This window comes from Tomitella biformata AHU 1821 (assembly GCF_000524475.1).
In the GTDB taxonomy this organism is placed as follows: domain Bacteria; phylum Actinomycetota; class Actinomycetes; order Mycobacteriales; family Mycobacteriaceae; genus Tomitella; species Tomitella biformata.
Genome location: NZ_BAVQ01000072.1, coordinates 1 through 16,206, shown reverse-complemented (window position 1 = coordinate 16,206; position 16,206 = coordinate 1). Strand labels below are relative to the sequence as shown.

Here is a 16,206-nt window from a genome sequence, read left to right as displayed (position 1 = left end):
CCGGAGCAGGCGATCCCACGATGACCTCATGAGGGATATATATACCAATCTAGTTTTTACACTAGATTGATATATACAAAGATGACGCGGCTATTCCGACTGCGCCCGCAGATAACGGCCGAAGTGCGGGACGGTGAACCCGATGGAGCCGCGCTCGGCCGAGAAGATCAGGCCCTTCTTGATCAGCCCGTCCCGCGCCGGGGACAGCGACGCGGGCTTGCGCCCTAGCTGCTCCGCGATCGACGCGGTCGGCACCGGCCCGTCGTCCCCCGAGAGCTCGGCCATCGCCCGCATGTACTCCCGCTCAGCCGGCGTCGCACGCTCATAGCGCGAACCGAAAAAGCCGACGGCCAACTCCTCCTCAGCGAGCGGCGCCGCCACCCGAACGTCGACATCGGTGATGGGGCTCGTCGCCGCCTGGTCCCACGCGGCCTTCCCGTAGGCCTGCACGAAGTAGGGGTAGCCATCCGCCGCCGAGTACAACTGGTCGAGCGCCGACTGCGTGAACTCGACGCCCTCCCGCTCAGCCGGCGCCGTCAGCGCCAAGTCCGCGGCATCGCGGTCCAGGCGGCCGATGCGGTGATAGCTGAACAGCCGTTCTGAATAGCTCTTGGAGGCAGTCAGCACCGCGGGCAGGTGCGGCAGGCCCGCCCCGACGACGATCAGCGGGGCGCCGTCCTGGCTGAGCTCGTGGCACGCGCCGCAGATCGCGGACACGTCCTCTGCCGCGAGGTCCTGCATCTCGTCGATGAAGATCGCAATACCCACGCCCACGTCTCGGGCTAGTGCGGCCGCGTCGAGCAGCAGTTCCACCAGGTCGATCTCCATGTCGCCGGAGTCCGCCCGGCCCGAGACCAGGACGGCGTCGATGCCCGGCTGCCAGCGCTCCCGCATCCCCTTGTCCGCGGTGGCGCGCAGTGCGAAGGCCTTCAGCACACCCAGGAAGTTCTCCACCTGCTCTGGATCGCGGTGCGCCGGCGCGATCTCGCGCACCGCCATGTGCAGCGCGGAGGACAGCGGACGGCGCAGGCCCTGGCCGGGCCGCGCCTCGATCTTCCCGGTCCCCCAACTGCGGGAAATGGCGGACGAGCGCAGTTTGTTCAGCAGCACCGTCTTGCCCACCCCGCGCAGACCCGTCAGCAGCACGGAGCGCTCGGGACGGCCGCGGGCAATGCGCTCAAGCACTACCTCGAAGGCCTCGATCTGCTTGTCACGGCCCGCCAGCTCCGGCGGCCGCTGCCCTGCGCCAGGCGCATAGGGATTGCGTACTGGGTCCATGCCGCCGACGGTAGCAACGAGATCAGGTGAATATCTACGACTCTAGCCAGTGTCGTAGAAATACATATAAGCCACTCACACCCGGGACAGCACCAGGCCGATCGGCATGCTCACCACGATCACGCCCACCACGCCGACGTACAGGGCCAGCAACCAGCTTCGCCGCGCCCCTCGCACGTAATAGAGGAGTAGCCCCATCGCGGCGAGCAGCAGCACGCCACCGAGGTCGACGATCCACACTCCGCCCCCTGTGCCGTCGAGCAGCGTTCCGACCAGCACCGCGGCATTGCCCAGGTTGAACAGTCCGAAGGCCCAGGCCTGCATCGACCCGGTGATCGGCCGCACCGCGAGCAGCCCCAGCCCGACGGCCAACGCCACCTGCACCACCCCGACGACCAGCACCAGGTACGCCGATGCCCACGCCGCGGGCTGGCTCGGCGCAGATGCGGTCGCCGCGGCCACGATCCCGCCGGCCACCACGGCCGTCGCCCCGAAGCTCGCCATCGGGAGGCTCGCGGGGGGGATTCGCACGCCGCGCCGCGCGTGGCTCTCAAGGATCACGGTTTTAAGTGTAGGGAACTGCCTCAAATAATGTCAGAGCCGCATACATCTATCTACCCAAAATCGTAGAGTCGTGAATACTTCCGATACCAGCGCTGGGGCCCGCGCCCACCCGCGGCGTTGCCGACAGTGCGGATCGGCGGTAGTATTGGCGGCCATGAAGCGCCTTCTCGTAGTTCACCGCCGCAGCGGGGTCTGATTCGGACCGACCCCTCTCTGCGGGTCTTTGAGCTACCCAGTCGGTCCCCCCTGATTCACATCACGGAAGACCGCTTCTCATGAATTCTCCCAGCATCACCAGCCCCTTGGCCATCGCCGCACGGTGCCCCGCCCCGTCCCGGATCTCCGGCCAGGACCGCCGCGCCGCACGTCCGGCCGACCCGTTCGCCCAGCGCTTCGGGAAGGCCCTGCCCCGCGAGCTCCGCCTCGAGGCCGCCCAGATGTCCTGGCCCACATTTGAGGCCGCCTATGCACCATCCTCGGGCCCACTGCGGCTGTCGGCGTGGAGCGAACAGCGCATCAACTCGGCGAAGTCCACCTACTCCGCGACCCTCGGTATCGAGCGCACCATCTGTCACGCAAGCGCGGATGCTGCCGGGCCGATCTCCGCGATGACCGCGATGCTGCACGAGGCCGGCTTCCCCATGGAGGTCACGTCATTCCACCAGCAGCAGGCCGGCGAGATGACCGCGACCTTCATCTATTGCACCAACGGTGCCCGCCGGCACTGGGCGATGGGGATGGGTGCCAGCTGCACCGACTCGATCGTGAACGCGTTCGTCTCCGCCGCCAACCTCTTGAACGCCACCTAGACCAGTTTGAATCCCACACCCGCGTCAGAGTAGTGTCAACGGCAATTGTGTAGCTCCGTGACAGTCTGCCTTGGAGGTTGATCTGATGGACTGGACCAGCATTATGTCCGGCGTCGGCACCGTCGTGCTTGTGGGATCCCTTGTGATGGCCATTTTGGTCTCACTACTGCTGTTCATCGTTTCGATCTGGCCGAACTTCCTGAACAACTGGAAGTCCCCTGCCTCCACCGGCCCCTCGGTGCATGAGTCGGCAGCCCAGGCGGCGCCGACGGCAACCCAGGACAAATAGCCCTTCCCACAAGAGCCGGCGACCCCTAGCAGTCGCCGGCTCTTGTGCGTCCGGATCCGCTAGCGCTCTTCCGGAAACCGCCCGCGCAGCCGCTCAATCTCGCGGCGGTCCCGCTTGGTGGGCCGCCCCGCGCCACGGTCGCGGAGGGGAATGCCGAGGATCGCCTCACGGGGCGGCCGCGGCGGACTCTTATCGATCATGCACTCCGCCGCCACCGGCGGGCCGACGCGCTTGTGGATCAACCGCACGACCTCGACAATCCGCTCGAACCCATCCACCCGGACCCGGACCTCGTCGCCCACCACCAGCGGCCGGGCGGGTTTGACCGCCGCGCCGTTCACCCGCACTTGGCCCGCGCGGCACGCGGCGGCCGCCGCCGACCTGGTCTTGAATAGCCGCACCGACCACGTCCAGCTGTCTACCCGCACAATCCCCGGCGTCACCGCGGCTCCTTAGCTCGAGTCTCGAATTCCTGTGACGGTCCGCCCGTCATGGCCGGCCCGTCACGGCATCTCCATTGTCTCCGAGCGCCAGATCTCGCCGATCGCCGTCTCGACGGCCACCCCGGCGTCGAGCCCTGTGCGCGACAGCAGATCATCCAGCACCAGCAGCCCGGACCGCAGGAAACGGGCTGCCGCTCGGGGCCCCGCGGACTCCCCGAACTCCTCGGACATCCCCAGCGCGCCGCCCACGACCAGCGCCAGGTCCTCGATCAGCCCCTCGTCGTCCATCAGCTCCGACGCGGCGCCGACGCACCGCATCAACACCTCCTGCACCACCTTGCCGGTGAACCCGTCCGGATAGGCGCGCTCGAGCAATTCTCGGATCATGGCGGCCTGGAGTGGCAGCGCCGGACCGCCGTGCTTCGCCAGCTCCGTTATCGCCTCGCCCAGCGCCGCCGCCGTCGCGGCGGAATCATCCTCCGCGTTTTGCCGCACGCGCCACAAGCCCGTCAGTAGCAAGTCCGCGGCATTCTTCGCGGCAGCTGGCCATGTGGCGGGCCAGCCTCGACGCGGTGGATCAGCCAGTTCCCCGGACTCCGCCAGTTCCTCAGACAACACCCTCAGCCTCTCGATGAGCGCGCCGATTTCTTCGACGCCGCACCACCAGCCTTCCATCTCCCCCCGACAGTCCCACGCCGACGATTGCCAAACAGGACTCTGGACACAACTAACTGCAACGTGTTCTACTTATTGATGGCACTATGCCGGTGGATGAGAAGAGGACTAAAGGCATGAAGGTTGCAGTGACAGGGGCCGCGGGCTTCGTCGGATCGAATCTTGTGGACCTCCTAGTGGAGCAGGGCCACGACGTTGTCGCCATCGACCGGATTGCCGCGGAGCATTGGCCCACCCACGGCGTGACGTTCATCGAGGGCAATGTCCTGGACCCGGCCGCCATGGAAGCCGCCCTCGAAGGTGTCGATATCGCGTACCACATGGTCGCGATGATCACCCTCAAGCAGCAGGACGAGACCGCCTGGAACCTCAATACCAAGGGTGTGCGCATCGTCGCCGAGGCCGCCCTCAAGATGGGCGTCCGGCGCCTGGTCCACTGCAGCTCGGTCCACTCGTTCGACCAGTACAGCTGCGGCGGCTTCCTCAACGAGGCCTCCCGACGCTCCGAGAGCCCGGAGATCCCCGTCTACGACCGCTCGAAGTGGGCGGGCGAGCAGGAGTTGCAGAAGGTCATCGCCAAGGGCCTCGACGCGGTGATCTGCAACCCGACCGGCGTGTACGGCCCCACCGACTTCGGCGCCCTCTCCAGGATCAACGGCATGCTCCGCGACTCCGCGCGTGGCCGCATCCCCGCCGTGGTCACCGGCGGCTTCGACCTGGTGGACGTGCGCGATGTCGTCATCGGCCTTACCCTGGCCGCCGAGAAGGGCCGCACCGGCGAGAACTACCTGCTCACCGGGCACATGCTGAACATGAAATGGGTATTCAACATGGCGGCGAAGATCACGGGCCGTCGCGGGCCCATCGTCGCGTTCCCCCTAAGCTGGATCGTCGCGATCCTGCCCGTCGCCGAACCGATCGCCGCGAAGTTCGGCTCTGACCTCGTCTCCAAGGCCGCGATGGGCGCGCTCATCGCCCAGCCCGAGGTCGACGGCTCGAAGGCCTCCTCCGAGCTGGGCTACCAGCCCCGCCGGGCCGCCGAGACCATCCAGGACCTCATCACCTTCCTGATCAGCTCGCGCCAGTTCGCGGGCTGACCTTCGACGCTGCATTTTCGAGGTCGCCGCGCTGCATTTTCAAGGTCGCCGCGCTTGCGTCGGCGCACTGCGCTTGCAAGCGCGGCGGCGCTGCGTAAGCGCGGCGAATTCGCGGGCGGGGGGCGGGCAGGGAGGCTAGGATTAGGCGCGGGCGGCGATCACCGCGACATCCACGCCGTCGGGCAGGTTTCCGTACTCGAAGCCGCGGTCCTCGCCCAGGCGCGCCGCGATGAAGCCCTCGGCGACGGCGGTGGGCGCCTCGCGCAACAGCACCGAGGCCTGCAGGGCCAGGGCCATGGACTCGACGGTGCGGCGGACGCGGCCCTGGGCGGCATCGGGCTCAGTGGCTAGTTCAGCGAGCTGGCGGCGCATCTTGGCCAGATGAGCGTCGAACGTCGTGGACGTGCCCGCGGCCAGCGCGACCTCGTTGTCGAACGCGGTCACGGACTCGGGCTCGCGGGCCATCGCGCGCAGGACGTCGAGGGCGATGACGTTGCCGGAGCCCTCCCACACGGCCATCACCGGCTGCTCGCGATAGCGGCGTGCCAGGGGGAAATCCTCGGTGTAGCCGTTGCCGCCGAGGCACTCGAGGGACTCGTAAGCGTGGTTCGGCCCGCGCTTGCACACCCAGTACTTGGACACGGCGGTCGCCAGGCGGCGGAATGACGCCTGCTCGCCGGTCTCGTCGTCGTGGGCGGCAGCCAGGCGCATCGCGGTCCAGGCCGCGGCCTCCGATTCGAGCTGCAGGTCCGCGATGACGGCGGTCATGGCGGGCTGGTCGATCAGGGTCTTGCCGAACGCGGCGCGGTGCCGGGCATGCCAGGCGGCCTCGGCAACGGCCTGGCGCATGCCGGCGGCCGAGCCGTAAACGCAGTCCAGCCGGGTGCGGTTGACCATCTCGATGATGGTGGGCACGCCCCGGCCGACCTCGCCGACGAGCCAGCCGATGGTGCCGTCGAGCTCGATCTCAGAGGACGCGTTGGACTTGTTGCCCAGCTTGTCCTTGAGCCGTTGGATGCGGAAGACATTGCGCTCGCCGTCGGGCAGCACGCGGGGCACCAGAAAGCAGGTGAGGCCGGCGTTGGCCTGTGCCAGCACCAGGAAGGCATCCGACTGCGGCGCGGAACAGAACCACTTGTGGCCGGTCAGCGCCCACGTGCCGTCTGAGAGCTCCTCCGCGCGGGTCGTGTTGGCGCGCACGTCGGAGCCGCCCTGCTTCTCCGTCATGGCCATACCGAAGATGGCGCTGGATTTGCCGGCGATGTGGCGCGGGTCGTACTCGCGGGAGTAGGCGCGGGGCAGCCAGATGTCGGCGATCTCCGGGGTCAGCTTGAGCGAGGGCACGGCGGCGTGAGTCATCGAGATGGGGCAGGTGTGGCCGGGCTCGATCTGCGCGAACTGCATGAACACGCCAGCGCGCACAACGTTCGCGCCGGGCTGCGGGCCGGCCCAGGCGCGGGTGTGCGCGCCGTACTTCACGGACTCTGCGGTCACCCGGTGGTAGGCGGGGTGGAAGTCGATCTCGTCGATGCGATTGCCCCACCGGTCGTGGGTGCGCAGCACCGGGGTGATCGTGTTCGCCAGCTCCGCGTCCCGCTGATAGGACTCGCTGCCGACGAGGGCGCCGACCTCCTCGAGCTCCCTGCTGGCCCAGTCCCCGCCGTAGCGGCCGACGCCCTCCACGAGTGCGACGTTGGTCGTGTACTCGTTGATGTCGACGCGGGGCGCCGCCTGGTTGAACACCTCGTGGGTGACATGGGTCTTGATCATGGCTGCTGCGCTCCGATCGCTCGTCGACAAAAATTCTGGATCTCGGCGACGATCGCGTCGTCCGAGAGGGCAGGGTCAAGTCCTGCGGGAGTGGGGGTCAGCCGGCCGACCAGGGCCTCCGAGATGGCACCGATGATCGCCGCGGCGGTGATGGGCGCGTGCTGCGCGGGCACCTCGCCGGCGGCGATGCCCTCGCGCAGCACCCGCTCGCCCATCGAGTGGTAGGCCGCGCGGAATCGCAGGCGCTCCGCCTCGACCACCGGGTCCACGGGCTCGAAGAGCAGTGAGTAGGCGAGCTGGCGGCCGGTCAAGGCGCGCGAGGCGAACGTGGCCACCAGCGCGTCCAGCTTCTCCGGCGCGGACGGGCCGGCGTTCTCCACGGCGTGGCCCACCGTGGCCAGCTCGTGGTTCGCGGCCCCGCGGAAGACCTCGGCCAGCAGTTCCGCCCGGCCGTCGAAGTAGGAGTAGACCGATCCCACGCTGGTCTCGCACTCCTCCGCGATGGCCTTGACCTTGGCCCCGACGAAGCCGTGCTGGGCAACCATCCCGGTCGCGGCGTCGAGATAACGCTGACGACGCTGCTCGGCGACGCCACGCGTGCGGTCGGTCGGTCGATATGCCATCTAGCCTCCTCTTCCCACAAGGATTGAATCATGATTCAATACTTCAAAGCAATAGCCCCGTGTCGATCGTCTGGAGCACCACCGTGAACCTGAACACCCTTCTAGAGTCCACCGCCCGGAAGTTCCCTGCCAAGGATGCGCTGATCCACGGCAAGCGGCGGCTGACCTACGCGGAGTTGCTCGCCGCGAGCCGCCGCGCGGCCACGGTGTTCGCCGAGGCCGGGGTGGGCCGGGGCGACAAGGTCGCGGTGATGACCACCAACACCCCCGAGTTCGTGATCGCCGCGTTTGGCATCTGGCGCGCCGGCGGGGTGCTGGTGCCGGTCAATCACAAGCTGCAGGTCCCGGAGGTGCGCTACACGATCGAGCACAGCGGGGCCCGCGTCGGCGTCGTCACCTCGGCCCTCGCCGGGATCGCGACGGCCGCCGCCCCCGGCACGTCCTGGCACACCACCGACTCGTTCCGCTCGGCCGTCGATGCGGCGCAGGAGTCCGGGGGCATCGCGATCACCGAGGACGACCTCGCGCAGATCCTGTACACCTCCGGCACCACCAGCGCCCCCAAGGGCTGCGAGCACACACACCGCAGCATCGCGACCGTGGCTCCGCTCATCGCCTCCACCATCCCCTTCACCCGCGACGACCGCATGCTCATCGCCATGCCGATCTGGCACGCGGCGCCGCTCAACGACTGGCTGCTCACGACCCTGTTCCTCGGCGGCACCGTCGTGCTGATGACCGAGTACGAGCCCATCGGGTTCCTCGAGACGGTCCAGGAGCACCAGGTCACCGCGTTCTTCGGCGCGCCCATCGCGTACCTCGCGCCGCTGCAGGCCTGCAAGGCCAAGGGCCTGGACTTCGAGTCCTTTGACCTGTCCAGCGTGGACAAGTGGATCTACGGCGGCGCGCCCCTGGGCGAGGACACCGCGCGCATGCTCATCGACGCCTACCGGACCGACCGGTTCTACCAGGTGTATGGCATGAGCGAGATGGGCCCGGTGGGCACCGCCCTGTACCCGGAGGAGCAGATCGCGCACGCCGGCTCGATCGGCCGCGGCGGCATGCCGGGCGTGGACCTGCGGGTGGTCGCCCCCGGGGGGCCCGAAGGCGTGATCACCGACGCGAAACCCGGTGAGACGGGCGAGATCTGGATGCGCGCCGACACCCGCATGCGCGGCTACCTGGGCAACCCGGGCGCGACGGCCGAGGTGTTCGCCGGCGACTGGTACCGCACCGGCGACGTCGCCCGCATCGACGCGGAGGGCTACCTGTTCATCGTCGACCGCCTCAAGGACGTCATCATCGTCGGCGGCGAGAACGTGTACTCCCAGGAGGTCGAGGAGGCGCTGCGTGCGCATCCGCGCGTCGCGGACATCGCCGTGATCGGCCGGCCGGACGAGCAGTGGGGCGAGGTCGTCGTCGCCGTGGTCGTCACCGCCGATGGCGCGGACCTGGGCATCGAGGAGATCCGGGAGTACCTGTCCGACAAGCTCGCCCGCTACAAGCTCCCGCGCGAGGCCATCACCGTCGACGCGCTGCCGCGCAACCCGTCGGGCAAGCTCACCAAGCACACGATCCGCGACACGGTGCTGTAACCCTGCCCTGGCCCGCCGCCCAGCCCCAGCCCCCAGCCGCCCCCATTCGCGAGGGGAGGCGGGTGCGGCGGGCCGGGCGGGGGTCAGCGCGGCTTGAGCACCACGATCGGGATCTCTCGCTCGGTCCACGCCTGATAGTTCTCGAAGTCCGCGTACAGCTCGAGGAGCAGCGGCCACAGCCGCGCCCGCTCCGCCTCATCAGCCACGACCGCGCGCACCGGGCGGCGTTCGGAGCCGATCTGCACCAGCACGTCGGGCGTAGCCACCACGTTGTGGAACCACTGCGGGTTCTTCGGCAGCCCACCCTGCGAGGCGACCACCACGATGTCCGGCCCGTCCACCAGATACAGCAGCGGCGCGGTGAACGTCTTGCCGGACTTTCTCCCTCGGTGCTCTAACAGCAAGGTCGGCACCGGCTTCCGGAGGCCAGCGCCGATACGCCACTTGCCGCCGATACGCCCCCCGGTGCGCTTGTACAGCCAGGTATTGACCTTCGCCATGTACTTGATCGAAGGCCCCACAAGGGCGGAGTCGAGCTGGGCGGGCCGCTTTTGCGCCATCACTGGACCACCGCGTCGCTGAAGATAGTCGGATCCCCGAGGAATCCTCGGTGCGAAGGCGGCTGGTTGCCGTCGATATCGGTCACGCCCAGCTCGAGCGCGACCTCCGCGCCGATCAGCACCTGGCCGGTGCGCGCCATCAGCTTGGGGTCGCGGGCCAGCGCGTCGATGACCAGGCCCGGGAACTCCGCGGACTCCGCGTGCGCGGCGAACTGCTTATAGGCCTCGACATTGCCGCCGATGGCCGCCGCCGTCCGCTCCGTCTTGAGCATCCCCATCCACAGCGAGATCGCCGCCACGTCAAATGGTTTCAGATCCAAGGCCATGTCGTGGGCCATCTTGTCGACGGCCGCCTTGCCTGCGCCGTACGCCGGGCCGTGCATGTAGCAGCGAGCGCCAAAGGACGAGGTGTTCACAATCAGGCCCGCCCCGTTAGCCACCAGCAGGGGTGCGGCATACCAGCTGGCCACGTACGTCGAGCGCATACCGACGTCGAGGATCTTCTGCATCGAAAGCGGCTTCTCCCAGAACGGCCCGCGCAACGCAAGCTCGTCTGGGACGGCCAGCGCGTTGTTGACGAGGATGTCGAGGCGGCCGTGGTCGGAGGCGACCCGGCTGAACAGACGCTCCACCGCCGCATCGTCCGCGTGGTCACAGATCACGGGCACGCCGACGCCGCCCCGCGCGGTGATCTCGGCGGCCGTCGCGGCCACCGTCCCGGGCAGCGGCGCGTCACCCTCGAGCTCGGTCCGGCCAGTCACGTAGACCGTGGTCCCCGGCTGGCCGAGCGCCAGCGCGATGCCCTTGCCCGCCCCGCGGCTGGCCCCGGTGACCACAACGATCCGGTCATTGGCGAAACCCATGTGATGTCCTCTTCTCGGCCGAACCCTGAGCACACACCGATGTGCCCTGAGACACATTCAATCCTGGACCGGCGTCTACTGCAAAGCCGCCCTCCCATCGCCGCCCGGCCCCATGCGAAATCGGCCATCCCGCGGCAGTATCAAGGGCATGCCACAGGTACCCGCAATCACCCTGAACAACGGCCACACGATCCCCCAGCTCGGCTTCGGGGTCTTCCAGATCAAGCCCGAAGAGACCGCGACGGCGGTGGCCGCCGCGCTAGAGGCCGGCTATCGGCACATCGACACCGCGCAGATGTACGGCAACGAGGCCGGCGTGGGCCAGGGCCTCCGCGACGCCGGCGTGGACCGGTCCGAGGTCTACCTCACGAGCAAGCTCAACAACAGCTTCCACCGCCCCGACGACGCACGCCGCGAGTTCGAGAGGACCCTCACCGCGCTCGGCTCCGACTATGTGGACCTGTTCCTCATCCATTGGCCCCTGCCCACCCGCTACGACGGCGACTTCGTCTCCACCTGGAAGGTCCTGGAGGAGTTCGCGGCCGACGGCCGGGCCCGCAGCATCGGCGTCTCGAACTTCCAGGTCCCGCACCTGAACAGGCTTCTCGAGGAGACCGGCACCGTGCCAGCCGTCAACCAGATCGAGGCACACCCCTACTTCGGCAATGGCGAGGTGCGCGAGTTCTGCCGGGCGCACGGCATCGCCGTCGAGGCGTGGTCGCCGATCGCGCAGGGCAAGGTGATCACCGACCCGCAGATCCTGGCGATCGCGGAGCGGCTGGGCCGGACCCCGGCGCAGATCACGCTGCGCTGGCACCTCCAGCTCGGCAACATCGTGTTCCCGAAATCCGTTTCCCCGCAGCGCATCCGGGAGAACTTGGCGCTGTTCGATTTCGAGCTCGACGGCGACACGATGGCCCAGATCGCGGCGCTGGACGAGGGCGCTGCGGGGCGCATCGGGCCAGACCCGGACGTCTTCGACTGGATTCCGGCTTAGCCGGCTCCGCCCGGCAATGGCTCTAACCGGCTCCGCCCGGCACTCACGCGGCCCCGGCCCTCCGAATGGAGAACCGGGGCCGCGTCCTCAGCTGCTACCCCTCGCCGCTACCGCTGAGCAGCTCGGCCTTGATGCGGTCCATCACGGAGGAGTCCGCGAGGGTGGTCGAGTCGCCGGGCTCGCGGTTCTCCGCGATGTCGCGGAGCAGCCGGCGCATGATCTTGCCGGAGCGGGTCTTCGGCAGCTCGTGCACGATCATGATCGAGCGCGGGCTGGCGATCGCGCCGATCTCGTCGCGCACGTGCTGGCGCAGCACCTTCACCACGTCCTCGCCGCCGCCGTGCGCGCTCTCGCGCAAGATCACGAACGCCTCGATGGACTGGCCCGTCGTCTCGTCGGCCGCGCCGACCACCGCAGCCTCGGCCACCATGTCGTGTGAGACCAGCGCCGACTCGATCTCCGTGGTGGAGAGTCGGTGCCCGGACACGTTCATCACGTCGTCCACGCGGCCCAGAACCCAGATATCGCCGTCCTTGTCACGCTTGGCGCCATCGCCAGCGAAGTACACGCCGGGGTACTGGGACCAGTAGGTGCTCTTGTAGCGCTCGTCGTCGCCCCACAGGGTGCGGAGCATCGCGGGCCACGGCTCCTTGATCACCAGGTAGCCGCCCTCGTCGTTGCCGACCGGCTTGCCGTCCTCGGTGTAAACGTCGGCGACGATGCCGGGCAACGCGCGCATCGCCGCGCCCGGCTTGGTCGCAGTGACGCCGGGCAGTGGGCTGATGAGTATCTGGCCGTTCTCCGTCTGCCACCAGGTATCCACGACCGGGCACTTGCCGCCGCCGATGTGCTCGCGGTACCACATCCACGCCTCGGGGTTGATGGGCTCGCCGACGGACCCGATCAGGCGCAGGGAGGTCAGGTCGAACTTCGCGGGGATGTCACGGCCCCACTTCATGAACGTGCGGATCGCGGTGGGCGCGCAGTACAAGATGGTGGCCTTGTACTTCTCGATGATCTCCCACCAGCGGCCCTGGTGCGGGGTGTCAGGTGTGCCCTCGTACATGATCGACGTGGTGCCGTTGGCGAGCGGGCCGTAGACGATGTACGAGTGGCCGGTGACCCAGCCGATGTCCGCCGCGGTCCAGTAGACGTCGGTCTCGGGCTTGATGTCGAAGACCGCCCAGTGGGTATAGGACGTGCCGACGAGGTAGCCGCCGGTGGTGTGCAGGATGCCCTTGGGCTTACCCGTCGTGCCGCTGGAATACATGACGTAGAGCGGGTGCTCGGAGTCGAACGCCTCCGGGGTGTGCTCGGCGGACTGCCTGCCGACGATGTCGTCCCACCAGATATCGCGGCCCTCGGCCCAGTCCACCTCCTGGCCGGTGCGCTTGACCACCAGCACGTTGCGAACCTCGGGGCACTCCTTCATCGCCTCGTCGACGGTGGCCTTCAGCCCCGACGGCTTGCCGCGGCGGTAGCCCCCGTCCGAGGTGATGACGATCTCTACGCCGCAGTCCTTGACGCGGTCGGCGATCGCGCGGGCCGAGAAGCCGCCGAAGATCACGGTGTGCGGGGCGCCGATGCGGGCGCAGGCCAGCATCGCGAACACCGTCTCCGGGATCATCGGCATGTAGATCGCGACGCGGTCGCCGGTCTTGACGCCGAGCTCGATGAGCGCGTTCGCGGCCTTGCTGACCTCGTCCTTGAGGTCGGCGTAGGTGATGGTGCGGGTGTCGCCCATCTCGCCCTCGAAGTAGTAGGCGACGCGGTCGCCGTTGCCGGCCTCCACGTGCCGGTCCACGCAGTTATAGGCGGCGTTGAGCTTGCCGCCGACGAACCACTTGGAGAACGGCGCGTTGTCCCAGTCCAGGATCTGGTCATAGGGCTCTGCCCAGGTGATGCGCTCGGCCTGCTTGCCCCAGAACGCGACGCGATCCCTATCCGCCTCCTCGTAATCCGCGGCGGTGACATTCGCGTTCGCCACGAAATCCGCAGGGGGCGCGAACGTCCTGACCTCATTGCTCAATGCCGAAATTGTCGGGTCCTTTGACACTGAATCTTCTCCTAGTGCTCCGAGTTGCTGCATTCGCGTGGTGCCGCATTGGCGGGCGATGCTGTGGAGGGCGCCCGGTGCGAGCTGTCTTCCGGTGTGATGCCAATTTACGTGCAGTGACGTGGCGCACACCAGCCCTTTGGCTGGATCACCCCCGGACGGGGGCGCCAACCCCACTCCCCCGCCCCACCCGGCGCCCGAGAGCCAGCGATTCGTGCGCCACGATCCATATACGACGCACCCGCTCCCGTGACGGCCGCCATGAATCCATTGTGCCGCTCACCACAAACACTTGAACGTTCAGCCAACTGAGGCCGCCGTGAAACGCCGACGCGACCAGCATGAAGCCGATTCTGGACCGACGACCTGGGGATTCTCGGCCAAAAAACTCGTCCGTGACCAATCCGTGATCTTCCCCTAGCGTCATTGGCAGCCCGAACAGACCGGGCATCGCCGGCCCGCCACCATCTCCACCTGCCCCGCGGGCACGGACTCCCAAAACCTTCGAGGGGCAGGAACGGGACATCACTTGGACCTTGCCCAGCCTTTGCGGCTGTGTTCGAGGCCGTCCCGGTAATGGTGCGGAGAGGATTTACCCGAATGACCAGCTTCAGCATCAAGCGCATCCTTGGCACCACCGCGACCGCCGCCGCGATCGTCGCCATCCCCCTCGCCATGGGCGCGGGCACCGCCTCCGCCGCCGGCGGCCACGACTGGTCGGGCGTCGCCGAGTGCGAGTCCTCCGGCAACTGGGCCGCGAACACCGGCAACGGTTACCAGGGCGGCCTGCAGTTCTCGCCGAGCACGTGGGCGGCCTACGGCGGCACCGGCAACGCGGCGGACGCCAGCCAGTCCGAGCAGATCCGCGTCGCGGAGAACGTGCTCGAGGGCCAGGGCGTCGGCGCGTGGCCCGTGTGCGGGCAGCAACTGACCGGTGGCAGCACCCCCGGCTCGGAGTCCGCCCCCCAGCAGGCCCCAGTTCAGACTGCCCCCGTGCAAGAGACCTCCGCTGTGCAGAGCACCCCCATCTCGGGTGAGGCCGGCAACTACCTCGTCGAGGCCGGCGACACGCTGTCCAAGATCGCCCAGGCCCATGGCGTCTCGCTCGACGCCCTGGCCGACCAGGTCCATGACATCAACCTGATCTTCGTGGGCCAGACGCTCAACGTCTAATCCGGCCCGGCCCGCGCGGGGATAATTGGGCGCATGGGTATCCACAGGCTCAACCATGCGGTGTTATTCGTCTCCGACCTCGCGCGCAGTCTCGCGTTCTATGAGAATGTGCTGGGCTTCCGCAAGCTCCCCGGCGGGTTCGCCGGCGCTGCGTTTCTGCAGGCCGCGGAGTCCGCAAACGATCACGATCTCGGACTCTTCGAGATCGGCCCCACCACCCAGTCGGCAGGCCCGCGCGTCGGGCTCTACCACCTGGCGTGGGAGGTCGGCTCGCTGAGCGAGCTGGCCACAATGCGGGATCGGCTGACTGCGGCCGGTGCCCTCACCGGTGCCAGCAACCACGGGTCCACCAAGGCGCTCTACGCCCAGGACCCCGACGGCATCGAGTTCGAGGTGTGCTGGCTAGTGCCGGACGCCAAGGTGGCCGACGAGCTGGTGCCGGGGATGCCCCCGACCCGCCCGCTCGACATCCCCGCGGAGATTGCCCGCTACGGCGCGGACACTCCCAGCGGGCCGCGCACCGACCACACGGTGTGGGAGCAGATCTTCGCCCGTCGTCCGCGGTAAGCAGCGCGTAGAGGAGGAGGGCGCGGCACCAAACCGGTGCCGCGCCCTCCTCCTCTGTCTATTCAATTGTTGGTGGAGCGCCATCCATTGTTGGGAGGGCCGCTCAGCCGCCCAGCGAGCCGAAGAGCCCGCCCAGCGTGCCCAGGCTGGCCAGCGAGCCGCCGTCGTTGCCGCCGCCGTTTCCGCCGTCGCCCACGACGATCTTGCTGACGGCAGAGGACGAGTCCTTGAACCCGGCATCAGCCGTGAACTCTGCGGTCACGTCGTGGCTGCCGGCCGCGGTGAAGGCGTGCGTCATGGTCGCGACACCATCCGTGCCGATCGCGACCGGTGTGCCGACCTCGACACCGCCGACCTTGAACTGCACCGTGCCGCCAGCCTGCGCCGGGTCGACCGTCGCGGTGAGAGTGACCGTCTCACCCTCTGCGGCCGCGCCCTGCACCGTCAGCGTGGTCGTGGTGGCCACGTCCTCGACGACCGGAGCCGTCACCGTCACCGTGCGAGTCTGCGAGGTGGAGCCCTCGAAGCCCGTGGTCCCGCTGTACACCGCGGTGATGCTGTGCGAGCCGTCGGTGGTGAACACGTGCTGCGACAACGTCGCCGAGCCGTTCGCGTCGACGTCGACCGCTGCGCCGATGTTGTTGCCGCCGTCCTTGAACTGGACGGTGCCGCCGGTCGGGGTCGGGCTGATCTGCGCGGAGATGTTGACTCCCACGCCGACCTCAGCCGAGTCGGGCTCGGTCACCGTGGTGGTGGTGTCGACATCCGGCACCACCGCCGTCGTCACCGTCACCGAATGACCGGCAGAGGTGGAGTTGCTGAAGCCCGCGTCCGCTGTGAACACAGC

The 16,206-nt window shown here is 68.2% G+C and carries 17 protein-coding genes; 7 read left to right on the top strand and 10 right to left on the bottom strand.

The window, feature by feature from the left end; translation table 11 throughout:
- Positions 1 to 90: 90 nt before the first annotated feature.
- Together TBIF_RS17375 and TBIF_RS17370 are read right to left on the bottom strand one after the other, a co-directional pair.
- Positions 91 to 1,278: an ATP-binding protein gene (locus TBIF_RS17375; RefSeq protein WP_024796026.1), complete on the bottom strand. Its 1,188-nt coding sequence runs from the start codon at positions 1,276 to 1,278 to the stop codon at positions 91 to 93.
- A 75-nt stretch (positions 1,279 to 1,353) separates the two neighbouring features.
- A complete protein-coding gene (locus tag TBIF_RS17370) occupies positions 1,354 to 1,839 on the bottom strand; it encodes a hypothetical protein (protein ID WP_024796025.1) in 486 nt (161 codons plus the stop codon).
- A gap of 278 nt (positions 1,840 to 2,117) precedes the next feature.
- On the opposite strand from TBIF_RS17370, the gene TBIF_RS17365 reads away from it, so the two are divergent.
- Together TBIF_RS17365 and TBIF_RS17360 are read left to right on the top strand one after the other, a co-directional pair.
- Positions 2,118 to 2,651, top strand: coding sequence for a hypothetical protein (locus TBIF_RS17365; RefSeq protein WP_024796024.1), 534 nt, complete (start codon positions 2,118 to 2,120; stop codon positions 2,649 to 2,651).
- An 85-nt stretch (positions 2,652 to 2,736) separates the two neighbouring features.
- Positions 2,737 to 2,940 (top strand): hypothetical protein, encoded by a 204-nt coding sequence (locus tag TBIF_RS17360; RefSeq protein WP_024796023.1) that lies wholly within the window; start codon positions 2,737 to 2,739, stop codon positions 2,938 to 2,940.
- Positions 2,941 to 2,999: 59 nt separating this feature from the next.
- Here the strand turns inward: TBIF_RS17360 and TBIF_RS17355 are convergent, their stop codons facing one another.
- Both TBIF_RS17355 and TBIF_RS24605 read right to left on the bottom strand, forming a co-directional pair.
- On the bottom strand, positions 3,000 to 3,383 hold the full coding sequence (locus TBIF_RS17355; protein WP_024796022.1) for an RNA-binding S4 domain-containing protein: 384 nt from the start codon (positions 3,381 to 3,383) through the stop codon (positions 3,000 to 3,002).
- 60 nt (positions 3,384 to 3,443) lie between these two features.
- Entirely contained in the window at positions 3,444 to 3,998 is a 555-nt protein-coding gene (locus TBIF_RS24605; protein ID WP_148302314.1) for a hypothetical protein, read from the bottom strand.
- A 176-nt stretch (positions 3,999 to 4,174) separates the two neighbouring features.
- On the opposite strand from TBIF_RS24605, the gene TBIF_RS17345 reads away from it, so the two are divergent.
- Complete coding sequence (locus TBIF_RS17345) at positions 4,175 to 5,155, top strand: NAD-dependent epimerase/dehydratase family protein (RefSeq protein WP_024796020.1); 981 nt, start codon at positions 4,175 to 4,177, stop codon at positions 5,153 to 5,155.
- 141 nt (positions 5,156 to 5,296) lie between these two features.
- On the opposite strand, the gene TBIF_RS17340 is transcribed toward TBIF_RS17345, so the two are convergent.
- Together TBIF_RS17340 and TBIF_RS17335 are read right to left on the bottom strand one after the other, a co-directional pair.
- Positions 5,297 to 6,925: an acyl-CoA dehydrogenase family protein gene (locus TBIF_RS17340; protein ID WP_024796019.1), complete on the bottom strand. Its 1,629-nt coding sequence runs from the start codon at positions 6,923 to 6,925 to the stop codon at positions 5,297 to 5,299.
- Positions 6,922 to 7,548 (bottom strand): TetR/AcrR family transcriptional regulator, encoded by a 627-nt coding sequence (locus TBIF_RS17335; RefSeq protein ID WP_024796018.1) that lies wholly within the window; start codon positions 7,546 to 7,548, stop codon positions 6,922 to 6,924. Before TBIF_RS17335 ends, TBIF_RS17340 begins: the two co-directional genes overlap by 4 nt.
- A gap of 83 nt (positions 7,549 to 7,631) precedes the next feature.
- Here TBIF_RS17335 and TBIF_RS17330 point away from each other — a divergent pair, with 83 nt between their 5' ends.
- Positions 7,632 to 9,143, top strand: coding sequence for a class I adenylate-forming enzyme family protein (locus TBIF_RS17330; protein ID WP_024796017.1), 1,512 nt, complete (start codon positions 7,632 to 7,634; stop codon positions 9,141 to 9,143).
- A gap of 83 nt (positions 9,144 to 9,226) precedes the next feature.
- On the opposite strand, the gene TBIF_RS17325 is transcribed toward TBIF_RS17330, so the two are convergent.
- Both TBIF_RS17325 and TBIF_RS17320 read right to left on the bottom strand, forming a co-directional pair.
- The gene (locus TBIF_RS17325; protein ID WP_024796016.1) at positions 9,227 to 9,706 is read right to left on the bottom strand and encodes a nitroreductase family deazaflavin-dependent oxidoreductase; all 480 of its coding nucleotides are present in this window, start codon (positions 9,704 to 9,706) and stop codon (positions 9,227 to 9,229) included.
- A complete protein-coding gene (locus TBIF_RS17320) occupies positions 9,703 to 10,566 on the bottom strand; it encodes an SDR family NAD(P)-dependent oxidoreductase (RefSeq protein ID WP_024796015.1) in 864 nt (287 codons plus the stop codon). The genes TBIF_RS17325 and TBIF_RS17320 overlap by 4 nt, the downstream gene beginning before the upstream one ends.
- Positions 10,567 to 10,714: 148 nt before the next feature.
- Between TBIF_RS17320 and TBIF_RS17315 the strand changes: the two genes are divergently transcribed.
- Positions 10,715 to 11,563 (top strand): aldo/keto reductase, encoded by an 849-nt coding sequence (locus TBIF_RS17315; RefSeq protein WP_024796014.1) that lies wholly within the window; start codon positions 10,715 to 10,717, stop codon positions 11,561 to 11,563.
- Between the two features lie 94 nt (positions 11,564 to 11,657).
- On the opposite strand, the gene acs is transcribed toward TBIF_RS17315, so the two are convergent.
- Positions 11,658 to 13,601 (bottom strand): acetate--CoA ligase, encoded by a 1,944-nt coding sequence (gene acs, locus TBIF_RS17310; RefSeq protein ID WP_439654242.1) that lies wholly within the window; start codon positions 13,599 to 13,601, stop codon positions 11,658 to 11,660.
- Positions 13,602 to 14,219: 618 nt separating this feature from the next.
- Between acs and TBIF_RS17305 the strand changes: the two genes are divergently transcribed.
- Complete coding sequence (locus TBIF_RS17305) at positions 14,220 to 14,792, top strand: LysM peptidoglycan-binding domain-containing protein (RefSeq protein WP_024796012.1); 573 nt, start codon at positions 14,220 to 14,222, stop codon at positions 14,790 to 14,792.
- A 33-nt stretch (positions 14,793 to 14,825) separates the two neighbouring features.
- A complete protein-coding gene (locus TBIF_RS17300) occupies positions 14,826 to 15,359 on the top strand; it encodes a VOC family protein (protein WP_024796011.1) in 534 nt (177 codons plus the stop codon).
- 103 nt (positions 15,360 to 15,462) lie between these two features.
- On the opposite strand, the gene TBIF_RS17295 is transcribed toward TBIF_RS17300, so the two are convergent.
- Positions 15,463 to 16,206 (bottom strand): Ig-like domain-containing protein (locus TBIF_RS17295; RefSeq protein ID WP_024796010.1); only part of this gene is annotated, 744 nt, incomplete at its 5' end.